Origin of the sequence: Gillisella taibaishanensis (genome assembly GCF_001938985.1) — a bacterium.
GTDB lineage: Bacteria > Pseudomonadota > Alphaproteobacteria > Rhizobiales > Rhizobiaceae > Allorhizobium > Allorhizobium taibaishanense.
Genome location: NZ_MKIN01000021.1, coordinates 711,705 through 726,990, shown reverse-complemented (window position 1 = coordinate 726,990; position 15,286 = coordinate 711,705). Strand labels below are relative to the sequence as shown.

The following is a 15,286-nucleotide window of genomic DNA, read 5'->3' as shown; positions in this document are numbered from 1 at the left end:
GCGGCAGGTCCTCCCGCGATGCCCGGCGCTCCTTCGCCGGGCATCGATCTCCAATCCCGATTGCAGACCCAGATGGACGACCGCCACGTCAAGACGCGGTTTGTCGGAGACCGAACCATGAGACTGAAAGACAAGGTTGCCCTGATCACCGGTGGCGCGCGCGGCATCGGCCTCGGCTTTGCCGAAGCCTTCGTGGCCGAAGGCGCGAAAGTCGTCATCGCCGATATCAATATCGAACGGGCGACACAGGCTGCGGCCGATATCGGCCCGGCAGCGAAAGCCATGAAGCTCGATGTCACCGATATTGCCGATATCGACCGGGTGGTGAAAGCCGTCGACCAGGAATTCGGCGGCATCGACATCCTCGTCAACAATGCCGCGATCTTCGATATGGCGCCGATCAACGGCATCACCGAGGAAAGTTATACCCGTGTGATGGACGTGAACTTCAAGGGACCATTGTTCATGATGCGGGCCGTGTCAAACGTGATGATCGACCGCAAGCGTGGCGGCAAGATCATCAACATGGCGAGCCAAGCCGGGCGTCGGGGCGAGGCGCTCGTCACCCTCTACTGCGCATCGAAGGCCGCCATCATTTCGGCCACTCAGTCGGCAGCGCTTGCGCTTGTCAAGCACGGCATCAATGTCAACGCGATCGCACCTGGCGTTGTCGATGGCGAGCACTGGGACGTGGTCGATGCCAAATTCGCGGAATGGGAAGGTCTGAAGCCCGGCGAGAAGAAGGCGCAGGTGGCAAAATCGGTGCCGATCGGCCGGTTCGCAACGCCTGATGACATCAAGGGGCTTGCCGTTTTCCTGGCATCTGCAGACAGCGATTACATCCTGGCGCAGACCTACAATGTCGACGGCGGCAACTGGATGAGTTGAGGGAGGTTTGCGACCATGAAGGCCATTCAATTTGTGGGAAAGGGCCAACCGGTGCTGGCTAATCTTTCCCTCGGCAGCCACCTTCCCGAGGGCCACGCCCTGATACGGGTCAGAGCATCAGGACTTTGCCACACGGATATCGATGTGCTGCATGGCCGCTATGGCGCAAGCGCCTTTCCGGTTATTCCAGGACACGAGTTTGCAGGCGAGATCGAAGCCCTCGCAAGCGACATCACGCATTTCAGCATTGGCGATCGGGTCGTCGTCGATCCCAACTTGCCCTGCGGAACCTGCCCAGCCTGCCGCAAGGGGCTCACCAATCTTTGCGCTAATCTCAAGGCCTATGGTGTAACGCAGGATGGCGGTTTCAGCGACTATAGCGTTGTGCGTGCCGACCAGCTTCACCGGATCCGTAATCTCCCCTTCGACCGCGCGGCACTGGCGGAACCGCTTGCCTGTGTCCTGAACGGCCTGAAAACCGCGGGCGCCGGTAAAGGTGATCGTATTCCGCAGAGGGCTCTGGTTTTCGGCGCCGGTCCTATCGGCCTTCTGATGGCTCTCACGCTGCAGGCGAGGGGAGCGGACGCGGTAACGGTTGCTGATATTAACGAGGATCGTCTGGCATTTGCCGCAGATCTCGGTCTCGGCACGGCCGTGTCCGGATCGGACAGCCTCACGTCGCAGCGCCATGGCTTCGACTTCGTCGCTGATGCCACCGGGGTGCCGTCCGTTGTGGAAAAGATGATCGACTTGGTCGAAGATGGTGGGACCGCGCTTCTGTTCGGCGTCTGCCCTCCCACGGCCACGGTGACGATCCACCCGTTCGAGATTTTTCGGCGGCAGATCAAGATCGTCGGGTCTCATTCCCTGAACCGCAATATCCCCGACGCGCTTGAAATCCTTGGTGCGGACGATGGGAGGATGGCGAAGCTAGTCAGCCACAGGCTGCCTCTCGAGGAGCTTCTTCCATTCTTCCTCGCAAAGCCGTCGGACCCGACAACGATGAAAGTGCAATTCGTTTCCCCCTGACGCTCTCCCCTTTCAACGGATGATTCCGGTGCTAAAAGGGCAGGTCGATGAGTGATGGAGAGAGACTTGCGAAAGCCGATCAAGACGATGGAAGACTTCTCGGAATTCGTTGGCCTCTCCAGGCCCACGGTTTCGAAATATTTCAACGATCCGTCTTCGGTGCGCAAGAAGACGCGCGATGCCATCGAGGAGGCGCTGAAGAAATCAGGCTTCAAGCCAAACCTGTTTGCGGTCAACCTCAATCGTCGCCGCAGCAATATCATCGGCATTATCATCCCGAACGCGCTAGACCCGTTTTACATGGCCCTGACTCGCCGCATCGAGACGATTGCCGCTGAGGCCGGGTTTCTGGCCTTTATGCTTTCATCGGATGGACGGCTCGAGGCTGAGGATGCCGCCGTCAGCACGCTGCAGTCGATGAATGTTGCGGGGGCGATCATTGCGCCCATCGGCACCATGCGCAGAAACTCGCCACTGCATGTTCTGGCGCGCGACATTCCCCTTGTGTATGTCGATGCCCCGCCTGAGGAGGAAGCCTCTTTTGTGGGCAGCGACAATCGCCAGAGCTTTGGACTGATTGTCGATTACCTCTGCCGCTCCGGCGAACCGCCCTGCTTTTTCGGAATGCCCGAGGTGAACCGCAACGCCGCCCAGAGACGGCAGGTCTATGTTGAAGCGATGGAGACGGCCAATTTCAGCCCAGCGGTGCTCACCGTCTCCAACGATCTGACATGGGACTTCGAGCGCTTTGCCTTCGAGGAAGCATCGCGTCTTTTTGAGAACCTCAACGAACTACCGACACGCACGATTGTCTGCGCCAATGACCGCCTGGCCTTCGGCGTCATCGCCGCCGCCTGGCAAAAAGGGCTGAAGGTCGGCCATGGTGCCGCCAACGATCTGAGAGTGGCAGGCCATGACGACCATCCGCTGTCACAATATGCCTGCCCGCCCATTACGACGGTGGCGCAGAACTATAACGAGATTGGCCGCCTGGCGATCGGCCTGCTCCTGAAAAAACTGGGCGAGGTCGACGGGGCAGAGCAGGGGCTTGGCCGCGACCAGATCCTGCTGAAGTCGGATCTGATGCTGCGAGCGTCGGCTTGATGGTCATTTGTCGTACCTCGTTTTATCGAGTTACGACGAAGTTACCTCGTGACCTGAGTCCCTCTCCGGTTCGACGGATCAAGCAACCGTGAGAGCACCCGGTGCTTGCGCTTGCGTGGCCTCAACTCGATATCGCTGACCAGTCTGGCGCCACCGTCCCGGCGTTCCAATGTGATCTTTCGGCTATGGAAAGCTTCAAGTTCAATGCGATGCGCGACACTGACGATGGTTGCCTTGGGCAGTTCGTTGATCATCATATCCATGATCTTGTCTTGTGTCTTTTCATCAAGCGCGGAGGTTGCCTCATCGAGGACGATGATGTCGGGGTCGTTCAGCAGAAGCCGAGCAAAGGCCAAGCGCTGCTTTTCGCCGCCAGACAGCGTATGATCCCAGGGCGCTTCGTCCTCAATCCGGTCTGCGAGATGTCCGAGGCCGACCTTTTCAAGGGCGGCTTGAACCTCCTCCACGCTATAACGATCCGCCGCTTCGGGATAGGCGACCGCGCGGCCGAGAGTTCCAGATGGAATGTATGGTCGTTGCGGCAGCATAAATAGCTTCTGGTCGGGGCGGAAGCTGACCTCGCCATCACCCCATGGCCAAAGTCCTGAAATCGCCCGTATCAAGGTACTTTTGCCGGATCCGGATTCGCCCGCGACAAGCACACGCTCGCCCGGCTTGATGTCCACCTCGGTTTCCTTGACGACCGCCGTGCCATCGCCAAGCGAAACCGAGAGATTTCGCAGGCTAAGCACAAATTCGCCAGTTGTTTCACCCCGTTTGATCCGGCCGAATGCTTCGCTCGATTCTGCTCGTTCCAATCCGTCGAGCGATAGCATCAGCGATGCGACGCGCCGCGCACAGGCGTTCCAGTCGGCAAGCCGCGGATAGTTGTCGACCAGCCAGCCGAAAGCACCCTGCACGATGGTAAAGGCAGACGCGGCCTGCATGACTTGCCCGAGAGACATGCTTCCATCCAGGAATTTCGGCGCGCAGAGAAGCAGCGGTACGACGGGTGCGATCAGCATCGAGCCATGGGAGACAACAGTGGTGCGCATATGCTGCTTGGCAAGCAGGCGCCACTGCTGTCTTACCTTGCCGAAGGTTTTGTCGAGATCGCTTTGCTCCTCTTCTTCTCCACCAAGCAGAGCAATGCTTTCACCATTTTCCCGCACGCGCGTCAGGGTGTAGCGAAACTCTGCTTCGGTTTGGTTCTTGGCCTCGGAGACCACAACAAAGTTGCGGCCGATAAAGGCGATCGAGCTTGAGGTGATGCCAGCGTAGACAACCGCAGCAATCACCAGAAAGCCTGGTATGGTGATCCATGTGTCGGCGATGGAGATGGTCAGCGCGCCCCCTATGGTCCAGAGAACGACGATAAAGGTTGACGCCGACAGGAATGCGGAGATTACGCCGGCGGTAAAATCGACCGGGGACTCAGTTCCGATGCGCATGTCTTCGGAGATGCGGGCCTCGGGATTGCCGTGATCTCCGCCGATCAGGTTAAGCTGGTAATAGCGGCCATTGGTCAGCCAGCGGGAAACCAGCGATTTGGTCAGCCACGAACGCCAGCGGCGCTGTATCAACATGCGGACGTAGACCTGTAAAGTGACGAGGCCGACGCTTCCCAACACGAGTGGCGGAAACAGCAAGCCCAGCCGATAGACATCGCTGGCATTGCGTTGCTCGATCGCGTCGAAAATGCTGCGGTTCCAGACGTTGATGCCGTATTGAAAACCAACGTTAATGCCGATCAAAGCCAACAGTGCCAAGGAAAAAGGCCAGGCAAGCTTATCGCCGCGACGGCTCCAGTAGCCTCGGGCGCTGATCCAGAACCGTTTCAGCAGATAGGCCTTTCTCGCCTCTTCAGCCTCCTCCGGCGTCAGATTCCAGTCATGCTCCGGGTTTTCAGGCGGTGGGATTTCTGCTTCTTGGTGTTGATCGGCAGAAGCTTTTTTCTGCTCTTGGACGCCGGTGGAACGATTTAGCTTTGAATTGGCATCTGACATGGGCACCGCGTCGGCTGGAGAATTGAAGTCGCTCTGTTTCCGCCGAAAAACGTTGGCGGATCCTGGCGTCTGACAACGCTGCGGACGCTCGACGGTTCCGCCGAGAGGGAGAACTGAGATCAACGTCCAAGGCTATGAATTGCAATACAATCTTGGGATGTCCGCAAGGGTGGCCTTGGGATTAGTTCGTGAAGATCTCCGTTCTGACAGGTTCATCACCCGGGAGTGGCAGTACGGAATGCCGAACTCGTGCATTTATGGTATCGGCTACTGCCAGCAGCCTTCGCATCGATTTATATGGCCGCGCTGCGGCGCCGATTAAAAGAGCGCAAACAGATGACAGCCGGCTATAGCTTGCCTATGTCGGTGAGTGGGAAGGCAAAGATGTGTGGGCTCGGGAACTCCGGACCTTCTAAGGCAGGATCGATCGGTAAGGGAGAATGGACTATGGTCAGCAAGGCCAAGGCAGGCAGCGAGCGGAACGAAGCAGCGCCACAGACGCGAGCTAACGGGGACCAGACTCGGGAAAAAATCATCGCTGCCGCCGAATTATTGTTTGGCAATCATTCCTTCGATACCGTCTCTTTGCGCGACATCACCAATTCTGCTGGCGTGACGCTTGCTCTGGTCAGCTACCACTTCAAGACCAAGGAAAATCTGTTTGCAGCCATTGTCGCGCGCCGGGCCGAAACGCTCAATCTGACGCGGCGGGCACGGCTGGCGGCGTTGGAAGAAAGCGGCAACGTGACTGTGGAGAGCCTGCTGGACGCCTTCATGCAACCGCTGTTTGAGCAGATGCAAAGCAATGACGAGGGTTGGCAGGCCTATCTTCTGCTTCTTGCAAAGCTGGCGACAAACGACCGATGGCTTAGCTACATCCGTGAGAATTACGACGAAACGGCCAATCTGTTCATCGCACGACTTCGCACGCTTATGCCTGATATCGATGAGGAAACCTTGTTGCGCGGCTTTGCTATGGTACTTGTGCTGATGCTTCAGACAGTGTCCAAGAACAGACGTCTCGACTCCCTTTCCGACGGCCGTTTTTCGGGAGCAGACCTCTCAAATGCCTATTCGCTGCTGCTGAAATTTGCCTTGGCGGGTCTCAACGCGCTAAGACCTGCCTAATAGTTCAGATGCCCTTGGATCTAAACCCGGCGAACGTCTCGACACATTGAGGCATACGTTGAAGTAGGCTGCGTGCGGTTCGCAACAGCCTGTGCCAATGTTGTTAACGTTCCGGATCGGCGGCGGCTTACCCATCGGCCGGTCGGCGCTGGCAGGTGTCCTCAATCTCGAAAATCTCCCCCCATTTCTTGCGCAAAAGTCGCCGTAAGCGCCGATACGAGAATTATTGAAGCTGAATTCCGGTTCAACTGCAGAACCTCGCCGCCACCATTCGGTTGCAGTCTTCCAGACTGCCTATTGGCGTTGACGAGCAGAGGCCGAATCATATCTACCTCCCGGTTATATTTTTTGATTGGTCAACCAATTAAATAGCGAATAATAGACGTTGGAATGGTGCCAACCGTCAGTCCAGACGGCGATTTCTTTTGATGTACGGCAGTGCGGCATGATCGGCCCGGGAGGAAAAACCGGTCGTGACAGGCGCAGGGAGGAGAGTTTTATGAGTAAACCGTCACTGGTCACCAAGGTTCTGGTCGTCGGGGGAGGTGTCGCCGGCATGGCTGCGGCCATGCGACTGCGTGAGCAGGACGTCGCGGTCGATCTTATCGATATCGACCCCAATTGGGGTGTTTACGGCACCGGGATCACCCTTTCGGTGCTGACGTTACGCGCTCTTTGCGATCTTGGTCTTGCTGACGAGATCATGGCCAAAGGCAACTGCTATGACAGTTTTGTTCTTTGCAGTCAGGCCGGCGATGTGTTGGCTAAGATGGCCTCTCCCCGACTCTATGCACCGCACGTTCCGGCGGAAGGTGGGATCTTGCGCCCCGTGCTGCACGCGATCATGAAATCTCGGGTATTGGCGGCCGGAGCCGAAGTGCGGGCCGGTCTCAATATGACAGAACTGAGCCAGGATGGCGCCGGTGTCGATGTGCTGTTTTCCGATGGTACGCGCAGCCGCTACGACCTGGTGATCGGCGCCGACGGACTGTTCTCGAAAACGCGGTCCATGATATTGCCCGACGCGCCGCTGCCACGTTTTACGGGCCAAGCCTGCTGGCGCGCGCTGTTCGACATACCAGCCGGGTGGGATTGCGGCCGCATGTTTCTGGGCGACAGGGTCAAGCTTGGCTTTACCCTGTGTTCGCCGGACAAGATGTACCTTTATTTGCTGGAACATGTGCCTAATAATCCGTGGCGGGAAAAGGCTCAACTTCCCGGCTTGTTGCGTCAGTTGATGGAAGGCTTTGGCGGCGAGGTTGCTCGGTTGCGCGATACGATTAACGAGGATACGCCGATCCTTTATCGGCCGCTGGAAAGCGTTCTTCTAACCGATCGCTGGAGCGTGGGTCGCGTCGTGTTGATCGGGGATGCCGTCCACGCCACGACCCCTCATCTAGGCGCCGGCGCTGGCGCAGCAATTGAAGATGCTATCGTACTCTGCGACGAACTCGCCAGTGGTCAGTCCGTTGCGCAAGTTCTGGCGGACTTCGAGCGCCGACGTATTCCACGCGCATCGCTGGTCGTCAACAACTCGCTGAAAATCGGTGAGCTAGAGATGTCCGCTGCGCCTAAACAGCAGCAGGCGGCCCTGATTTCCGCCTCCTTGGTGGCAATTGCCGAGCCCTATCGCTAATTGCCTGGCCCCATTGCTGTGTGTTGTCCTCGTTGTCGAACAGCGCACGCTTAAGCTCTTCTCAAGCGTCAGGAGGTGCAGGTTGACGGTTGAGTGTGAGCGTCATGGTCTTGTGGAGCCGACAAACCTTCAGCTGAGAGCCATGTGCAGCAGATCCTCTGATATCGTTCCGATCCACGATTTCGGCGCTCTTTTTTGCACATGCTCTCTGCTGCTTGCCCCTTGTCTTCATCTGCGATGGGGATAGACCAGCAAGCCTGGACGATTGCAAAAAAGGAGAGATGTGATGGAGGGGGAGTATGATTACATCGTCGTTGGAGCCGGTACGGCCGGCTGCATCCTTGCCAACAGGCTTTCTGAAAATCCCGCCAATCGGGTGCTTCTCCTAGAAGCCGGCGGCAAGGACAATTGGATCTGGTTTCATATTCCTGTCGGCTATCTCTTCACCATCGGCAATGCCCGCTCCGATTGGATGTTCAAGACGGAGCCGGAAGCGGGCTTGAACGGTCGTTCGCTGTCCTATCCGCGCGGCAAGGTCATCGGCGGCTCCTCCGCGATCAACGCCATGATCGTTATGCGCGGGCAGGCGGCTGACTATGACACATGGTCAAACCTCGGCCTTCCGGGCTGGAGTTGGCAGGAGGTCATGCCGCACTTCCGCGCTATGGAAGATCATTTCTTGGGTGAAGGCCCGTTTCACGGAACTGGCGGCGGCTGGCGCGTAGAAGCGGCGCGCCTGTCCTGGCCGATCCTCGACGCGGTGCGCGAGGCGGCTGCTGACATGGGCGTGCGCAAGGTCGCCGATTTCAATACGGGCGACAATGAAGGCTCTGGCTATTTTCACGTCAATCAGAAGTGCGGCCGCCGGTGGTCGTCGGCAAGAGGATTCTTGAAGCCTGCACTGGCGCGGCCGAACCTGCGTATCGAGACAGGCGTTCTTGTCGACAGGCTGGTCATTCAAGACGGTAGAGCAATAGGATTGCACTACAGTCGCAACGGCGTGATGAAGACGGCGACGGCGCGGGGCGAAATTGTGCTCAGCGCCGGCTCGATCGGCTCCGTGCAAATCCTGCACCGGTCGGGCATCGGGCCGGGAGAATGGCTTTCCGAGCTTGGCATCGACCCGATCGCCGCCCGCGCGGGTGTCGGTCGCAATCTTCAGGACCATCTCCAGCAGCGCGCCGTCTATGGGGTTAGTGGCGCCCGCACGCTGAACGAAACCTATCATTCGCTGGTCCGTCGAGGCCTGATGGTGCTTGATTACGCGCTGCGGCGGCGTGGGCCGCTCACGATGGCGCCGTCGCAGCTTGGCCTGTTCATGCGCTCCGATCCGTCGCAGGAGCGCGCCAATATCCAGTTTCATGTGCAGCCGTTGTCCCTCGACAGGTTCGGCGAGCCGCTGCACCGGTTTCCGGCGATCACGGTCAGCGCCTGTAATCTGCGCCCGACCTCGCGTGGGGAAGTGCGGCTGCGCTCCCGTGATCCGCACGACCCGCCGCTGATTGCCCCAAACTATCTGACGGCGGTAGAAGATCGCCGGGTGGCGGCGGACGCCATCCGTGCCACGCGCAGGCTGATGGCGCAGCCCGCGCTGGCCCCGTATCGGCCGGAGGAGCTTGTGCCAGGCATGGCCGTCGGCGACGACGAGGTAGCCTTGGCTAAGGCAGCGGGCGACATCGGCACGACGATCTTTCATCCGGTCGGAACTGCTAGAATGGGACGCTCGGACGATCCGCTCGCGGTCGTCGACGCCCGTCTGCGACTGCATGGCATTGTCGGGTTGAGGGTGATCGATGCCTCGATCATGCCAACAATTACCTCGGGTAATACCAACACGCCGACTGCTATGATTGCCATGAAAGGCGCGTCCATGCTGCTTGAGGATGCTCGCCGATAACCGGAAAAGAGCATTTTAAATGGAGCCAGAAGAATGCCGCGTCTTTACGCAGGAAAGCATTGACATCTGCGCAAGAAAATTATTTGGTTGGTTGAACAACTAAACTCTGCGGAGAATGCAAGATGACCAATCCATTGAAGGGCTTTCAGGTGCAGCGAGAAGACATCCGCTTCATCGGTGAAGGGCTGGAGCGGCCTGAATGCATATTGGCGGAAAGAAACGGTACGCTTTGGGCAGCGGATGGGCGCGGCGGTGTAATGCGGATCGACCCCGATGGCAGTCAAGAACTCATTCTGCAGAAGGGACTGGACAACTCGGCACCCGCATCCTTTGAGGATCGCTACGTCAATACTGTCGGCAGCCTGCCCAACGGACTGGCGTTTACCAAGGGCGGCGACTTTCTCATTGCCAACTTCGGCACCGACCGGCTCGAGTTGATGAAGCGCAATGGCGAGAGCACGATCCTGATCGATAACATTGATGGCCGGCCGATCGGCAAGGCCAATTTTGTCACTCGTGACAGCAAAGGCCGGCTATGGCTGACCGTTACGACCCGGACAATTCCCTGGACCGATCATGTCAAAATCAACAGTCGCGACGGCTATATTGCTCTGATCGACGAAAAAGGTGCGCGGATTGTTGCGGAGAATTTCTGCGGTACCAATGAACTGCGCTTCGATGCCCGTGAGGAATGGCTCTATGTGGCTGAGACCACGTCGCGCAATATTACCCGAATGCGCGTCCAGCCGGATGGTTCGTTGAGCGACCGCGAGATCTACGGTCCCTCCAATGTCGGCGGCTTCTGCGATGGCATCGCCTTCGACGCCTACGGCAATCTCTGGACCACGCTCATCATGGCCGATCGGTTGGTGGCGATTACGCCGGAAGGAGAACTTCTCACACTTCTCGACGACGGCAGGCCGGAAAAAACTGCCGAACTCGACAAGGCCTGGGAAGAGGGCCGCGTAACCCCCGACTTGATGGCGGCCGCGACCGGTACGCTTTGCCCTTGGATGGCGTCGCTGACCTTTGGCGGGCCTGACTTGAAGACCGTATATCTGGGTTCTCTGCGCGGTAACCGCATTCCCTATTTCACCAGTCCGGTCGCAGGCCTGCCGCTGATCGACTGGTAGCACCTGTATAGCGGTACGAAAAAAACCGAGTGCTGGAAATGGAGTGCTGGAGAAAGGCTGCAGCCGCGCCCCAGATCGCGCTCTGCCATAGTAAACCCCTGCTTGCCTTGGCTATCCAAGAGTTGAGGAGCTGCTTGGCTCCTTGTCTGCTTCTTAAAGAATGCTGGAGCCGTTGCCTCCCCAAAAGCCATAGGCCCTCAGTCTGCTGTCCAGCCACCATCGACGATGATCGACGTGCCGGTGATCAGCGCCGAGGCGTCGCAGGCCAGAAACACGACTGCGCCCATGATGTCTTCCACCCGGCCAAGGCGGCCAAGCTTGATCCTGGCCAGCACGCTGTCGAGAAAGGTCTTGTTCTCGAAAAACGGCTGGGTCATCGGCGTTTCAATGAAGGTCGGGGCAATGGTGTTCGACCGGATGCCACGGGGTGCAAGATCGACTGCGAAGGCCTTGTTCATGCCTTCAAGCCCCCATTTCGAGGCGCAATAGAGCGATCGGTTCGCCCCGCCGACATGCCCCATCTGCGAGCCCATATGAATGAGTGATCCTTTGATCCCGTGATCGATCATCGAGCGCGCCACCGCCCGGGCAACGAAAAAGGCCGCCTTTAGGTTGAGATCGAGGACCGCGTCGTAATCGTCCTCAGTCACATCCCAGAGAGGCTTAGGTCGATTTGTGCCTGCGTTGTTGAAAAGGATATCGAACGGGCCGTGGGCGGCAAGAGAATCTTCCAGACCAATACGATCGGTGACATCGAGGATCAGGGCCTCGGCAGAGCCGCCGGCAGCCCGGATTGCTTCGCAGGCGGCCTCAATCTCACTGCCACTGCGAGCCGCCAGTACCACATGGGCACCGGCCTCTGCCAGGGCCGCCGCTGCGGCAAGGCCGAGGCCGCGTCCCGCCCCGGTGACGAGCGCGCGCTTTTTGGCGAGGCGGAAGGACGGTGTGGTTGGGAGATGAACCACCGTCATGACCGCCCTTCTGCACGCCCGGCATAGGCGATATTATCACCGCCATAGCGGCGCACCCGGATATTGGCCTGCTCGCCATGGCCGGAGAAGCCTTCGAGATCGCAAAGCCGGGAACAGTAGCGTCCGATCATGGCCGACGCTTCGTCGGTGAGTACTTTTTGGTAGGTGCACGTCTTTAGAAACTTGCCGACCCAAAGGCCGCCGGTGTAACGGGCCGCCCTCTTGGTCGGCAGGGTATGATTGGTGCCAATCACCTTGTCGCCATAGGCGACATTGGTGCGGGGGCCCAGGAAGAGCGCCCCGTAATTGGTCATATTGGCAAGGAAGTAATCGGGATCGCGAGTCATGACCTGTACATGTTCCGAAGCGATTTCATCGGCGATCTGCACCATTTCTTCCTCGGAGTCTGCCACGATAACCTGACCGAATACCGCCCAGGACTTGGCGGCGATCTCGGCGGTCGGCAGGATGGTCAACAGCCGCTCAATCTCGGCGAGCGTATCGCGCGCGAGCTTTTCGGATGTGGTCAGCAGGATTGCCGGACTGTCTGGACCGTGCTCGGCCTGCCCAAGGAGGTCAGTGGCGCACAATTCTCCATCAACGCTGTCATCGGCAATAACAAGCGTTTCCGTGGGGCCGGCGAAGAGGTCGATGCCGACGCGGCCAAACAGTTGCCGCTTGGCTTCGGCGACGAAGGCATTGCCAGGCCCGACCAGCATATCGACTGGTGCAATCGAGGCTGTGCCGAGCGCCATGGCGCCAACTGCCTGAATACCGCCCAGTGCGTAGATTTCGTCGGCACCGGCAAGATGTTGGGCAGCAACGATAGCGGGGGCCAGTTTGCCCTTGTAGGGCGGTGCGCAGGTGACGACACGCGGCACGCCCGCCACTTTGGCGGTGATAACAGACATATGAGCCGAGGCCAGAAGCGGATATTTGCCGCCAGGCACGTAGCACCCGGCTGCTTGAACTGGCACGTTCTTGTGTCCGAGCATGATGCCTGGCAGGGTTTCCACCTCGACATCGCGCAGCGCCTCACGCTGGATGCGGGCGAAATTGCGCACCTGCTGCTGGGCAAATTCGATATCCGTGATGTCCTGCTTCGAGAGCTTGTTCAAGCATTCATCGATTTCGGCCTGCGACAGACGGTAATCGTCACGGTCCCATGCATCGAACTTAACGGACAAGTCGCGCACAGCCGCGTCGCCGCGCCGATCGATATCCGCCAAGGTGGCCTCGACCACCTCGCGCACCTTACGCTCCTGATCTGCCACGGCGGATGCCACAGCGCCGTGCTTTAACCATCTTGCCATGTCTGCCTCCTCCTGTCATCGACACGGCTGCTTTATCGTTATTTGGTCGTATGTTCAAACAAGCGTTGTCGATAGCTACTATTCACGAAGGTGATAGGCACCCACCTTGCCAAAATTCCACATTTCAAATATTGGTCGTACAACCAACTAATATATTCCAATTGCCGGGAGGAGCGTTTGAAAACGGTTATCATCGGCGCGCAGGGTTTCGTCGGCCAGCGCTTGACAAAACAGTTGCTTGCCAGCGAGCAGTTTGACCGACTGGTCTTGATCGACAAGGCCGCGGCCACAGAGATCAATGATGATCCACGCCTTGATATAGTTGCCGGCGACTTTGCGGCCCTCGATCTGTTCGACACGCATATAGCAGGCGCGTCTACGGTCTATCTCCTTGCGTCCATTCTCGGCGGCGCGGCGGAAGCCAATTATGCTTTGGCGCGGCAGGTGAATATCGACGCGACGCTGACACTTCTAGAGCGCTTGCGCGACAGCAATCCGCAAACGCGGCTGGTCTTCGCCTCGACTATTGCGGTTTTTGGCAAGCCCATGCCCGCGCTGGTGACGGATGCGACGCCGACAGGGCCAACTATGGTCTATGGCGCGCAGAAACTGATGATGGAAATTGCCATTGCGAATTTCGCCGCGCGGGGCTGGCTGGACGGCGTCTCCTTGCGTCTGGCCGGTGTCATGGCCCTGGACGGTGCCGATGCCCGCATGCGTTCGGCTTTCATCAGCCGGCTATTTTACGCCGTCATGCGCAGCGAGGATATTGTGCTGCCCGTTCACCCCCATTCACAGACATGGCTGACATCGGTGGAAACCGCTGCTTCTAATTTTGCGCATGCCGGCCGTCTTGATGCCGCAGCGCTTGGCGCAGTGCGTGCCTTTACCCTGCCTGCGCTTTGCCTATCCTTTGAGGAGCTTGTGGCGGCACTGATGCGACGCTTTCCCGAAAGCCGCGCGCGCGTAACCTATCAACCCGATGAAGACGTGGTGGCGCTCTTCGGCTCCTATCCGCCAATTGCCACGCAGGCGGCGGATACTCTGGGCTTCCTAAGGGACTTGGATGCAGATGCGCTTGTGACTCGATCATTTTGATAGATCGAGTTCAATTTCCAATGAGGAGGATTTCATGAAACTGGCGAGCTTAAATAATGGTAGTCCTGATGGACGGCTTCACATCGTCAGCCGCGATCTGACACGCGCAACCGCAGCCCCCGGCGTCGACACGCTGCAGCAATTGTTGGAAAGCTGGGACGCGCTCGTCCCCGCCCTGGTCGCAATTTACGAAAAGCTGAACGCGGGTCTTGTCATCGATGCGATTGCTTTCGACCCGGCCCAGGCTATGGCTCCCTTGCCGCGAGCCTGGCAATGGCTCGATGGTTCAGCCTTCGACAGCCATGGCGACCTCATGGACAAAGTGTTCGGTATGACGAAGGAACAAACCGGACGTCCCTTGATGTACCAGGGTGTATCCGACCGGTTTCTTGGTCCGCAGGAAACCAGTTTCTTCCCATCGGAAGGCGACGACATCGATTTCGAAGGCGAATTCGGCATTATCACCGACAAAGTTCCGCTTGGTATCTCGGCGGATGCCGCCATCGGCCATATCCGGTTACTGGTACAAATCAATGACTGGTCGCTGCGGCGTCTCGCTCCAATTGAAATGAAGACCGGATTTGGCTGGATACAGGCTAAACCTCCTTGCGCGATGGCGCCTGTGGCAGTGACACCGGATGAACTTGGCAACAATTGGCGCGATGGACGCGTCGATCTCAATCTGGTTGTCCACTGGAATGGCAAGCAGTTTGGCGCTGCCAATGGCTATGCGATGAGCTGCGGCTTTCAAGATCTGGTGGCACATGCTGCCTATTCACGCTCGCTGGTTGCGGGAACGGTCATCGGATCGGGCACCGTTTCCAACAGCAATTATCGCGAGATCGGTTCCAGCTGCATCGCTGAGCGACGCGGCATCGAAATGATCGACGAAGGTGCACCGAAGACTGCTTTCATGCGCTTTGGTGATACCGTGCGAATGGAAACCTGCCTTCCGGATGGTCAGGCATTGTTTGGTGCCATCGAGCAGCAGGTCGCCCAGACGCCATAAGCTCAAGAAGGCCAGGCCCGCGCCAACATCTCCCTTTGGCGATGGAATTCGGTCGTCCAGTTGTAACGCGTTCT

General features: G+C 58.3%; 12 protein-coding genes. 9 read left to right on the top strand and 3 right to left on the bottom strand.

Annotation, left to right across the window (positions count from 1 at the left end; genetic code table 11):
• Positions 1–117 precede the first annotated feature (117 nt).
• From BJF91_RS10415 to BJF91_RS10405, 3 genes are all read left to right on the top strand, one after another.
• The gene (locus tag BJF91_RS10415) at positions 118–888 is read left to right on the top strand and encodes an L-iditol 2-dehydrogenase (protein ID WP_075614588.1); all 771 of its coding nucleotides are present in this window, start codon (positions 118–120) and stop codon (positions 886–888) included.
• Between the two features lie 15 nt (positions 889–903).
• Positions 904–1,917 (top strand): zinc-dependent alcohol dehydrogenase family protein, encoded by a 1,014-nt coding sequence (locus BJF91_RS10410; RefSeq protein ID WP_075614390.1) that lies wholly within the window; start codon positions 904–906, stop codon positions 1,915–1,917.
• A gap of 87 nt (positions 1,918–2,004) precedes the next feature.
• Positions 2,005–3,021, top strand: a complete 1,017-nt coding sequence (locus BJF91_RS10405) for a LacI family DNA-binding transcriptional regulator (protein ID WP_075614587.1) — start codon at positions 2,005–2,007, stop codon at positions 3,019–3,021.
• A 41-nt stretch (positions 3,022–3,062) separates the two neighbouring features.
• On the opposite strand, the gene BJF91_RS10400 is transcribed toward BJF91_RS10405, so the two are convergent.
• Positions 3,063–5,027, bottom strand: a complete 1,965-nt coding sequence (locus BJF91_RS10400) for an ABC transporter ATP-binding protein/permease (RefSeq protein ID WP_075614586.1) — start codon at positions 5,025–5,027, stop codon at positions 3,063–3,065.
• A gap of 447 nt (positions 5,028–5,474) precedes the next feature.
• Between BJF91_RS10400 and BJF91_RS10395 the strand changes: the two genes are divergently transcribed.
• From BJF91_RS10395 to BJF91_RS10380, 4 genes are all read left to right on the top strand, one after another.
• Positions 5,475–6,155, top strand: coding sequence for a TetR/AcrR family transcriptional regulator (locus BJF91_RS10395; RefSeq protein WP_075614389.1), 681 nt, complete (start codon positions 5,475–5,477; stop codon positions 6,153–6,155).
• Between the two features lie 499 nt (positions 6,156–6,654).
• The gene (locus tag BJF91_RS10390; protein ID WP_075614388.1) at positions 6,655–7,791 is read left to right on the top strand and encodes an FAD-dependent monooxygenase; all 1,137 of its coding nucleotides are present in this window, start codon (positions 6,655–6,657) and stop codon (positions 7,789–7,791) included.
• Positions 7,792–8,077: 286 nt separating this feature from the next.
• Positions 8,078–9,688, top strand: a complete 1,611-nt coding sequence (locus BJF91_RS10385; RefSeq protein WP_139310646.1) for a GMC family oxidoreductase — start codon at positions 8,078–8,080, stop codon at positions 9,686–9,688.
• A gap of 122 nt (positions 9,689–9,810) precedes the next feature.
• A complete protein-coding gene (locus BJF91_RS10380; protein WP_075614386.1) occupies positions 9,811–10,821 on the top strand; it encodes an SMP-30/gluconolactonase/LRE family protein in 1,011 nt (336 codons plus the stop codon).
• A 197-nt stretch (positions 10,822–11,018) separates the two neighbouring features.
• Here BJF91_RS10380 and BJF91_RS10375 read toward each other — a convergent pair whose 3' ends face one another.
• On the bottom strand, positions 11,019–11,792 hold the full coding sequence (locus BJF91_RS10375; RefSeq protein WP_075614385.1) for an SDR family NAD(P)-dependent oxidoreductase: 774 nt from the start codon (positions 11,790–11,792) through the stop codon (positions 11,019–11,021).
• Complete coding sequence (hisD, locus tag BJF91_RS10370) at positions 11,789–13,105, bottom strand: histidinol dehydrogenase (RefSeq protein WP_075614384.1); 1,317 nt, start codon at positions 13,103–13,105, stop codon at positions 11,789–11,791. Before hisD ends, BJF91_RS10375 begins: the two co-directional genes overlap by 4 nt.
• Positions 13,106–13,282: 177 nt before the next feature.
• Between hisD and BJF91_RS10365 the strand changes: the two genes are divergently transcribed.
• Together BJF91_RS10365 and BJF91_RS10360 are read left to right on the top strand one after the other, a co-directional pair.
• The gene (locus tag BJF91_RS10365; protein WP_075614383.1) at positions 13,283–14,203 is read left to right on the top strand and encodes an NAD-dependent epimerase/dehydratase family protein; all 921 of its coding nucleotides are present in this window, start codon (positions 13,283–13,285) and stop codon (positions 14,201–14,203) included.
• 34 nt (positions 14,204–14,237) lie between these two features.
• The gene (locus BJF91_RS10360; RefSeq protein WP_075614382.1) at positions 14,238–15,212 is read left to right on the top strand and encodes a fumarylacetoacetate hydrolase family protein; all 975 of its coding nucleotides are present in this window, start codon (positions 14,238–14,240) and stop codon (positions 15,210–15,212) included.
• Positions 15,213–15,286 lie beyond the last annotated feature (74 nt).

Bases quoted from the DNA above. Each gene is read 5' to 3' on its own strand.
- BJF91_RS10415 (WP_075614588.1), top strand. From the start codon at position 118: ATGAGACTGAAAGACAAGGTTGCCCTGATCACCGGTGGCGCGCGCGGC.
- BJF91_RS10410 (WP_075614390.1), top strand. From the start codon at position 904: ATGAAGGCCATTCAATTTGTGGGAAAGGGCCAACCGGTGCTGGCTAAT.
- BJF91_RS10405 (WP_075614587.1), top strand. From the start codon at position 2,005: ATGGAAGACTTCTCGGAATTCGTTGGCCTCTCCAGGCCCACGGTTTCG.
- BJF91_RS10400 (WP_075614586.1), bottom strand. From the start codon at position 5,027: ATGTCAGATGCCAATTCAAAGCTAAATCGTTCCACCGGCGTCCAAGAG.
- BJF91_RS10395 (WP_075614389.1), top strand. From the start codon at position 5,475: ATGGTCAGCAAGGCCAAGGCAGGCAGCGAGCGGAACGAAGCAGCGCCA.
- BJF91_RS10390 (WP_075614388.1), top strand. From the start codon at position 6,655: ATGAGTAAACCGTCACTGGTCACCAAGGTTCTGGTCGTCGGGGGAGGT.
- BJF91_RS10385 (WP_139310646.1), top strand. From the start codon at position 8,078: ATGGAGGGGGAGTATGATTACATCGTCGTTGGAGCCGGTACGGCCGGC.
- BJF91_RS10380 (WP_075614386.1), top strand. From the start codon at position 9,811: ATGACCAATCCATTGAAGGGCTTTCAGGTGCAGCGAGAAGACATCCGC.
- BJF91_RS10375 (WP_075614385.1), bottom strand. From the start codon at position 11,792: ATGACGGTGGTTCATCTCCCAACCACACCGTCCTTCCGCCTCGCCAAA.
- hisD (WP_075614384.1), bottom strand. From the start codon at position 13,105: ATGGCAAGATGGTTAAAGCACGGCGCTGTGGCATCCGCCGTGGCAGAT.
- BJF91_RS10360 (WP_075614382.1), top strand. From the start codon at position 14,238: ATGAAACTGGCGAGCTTAAATAATGGTAGTCCTGATGGACGGCTTCAC.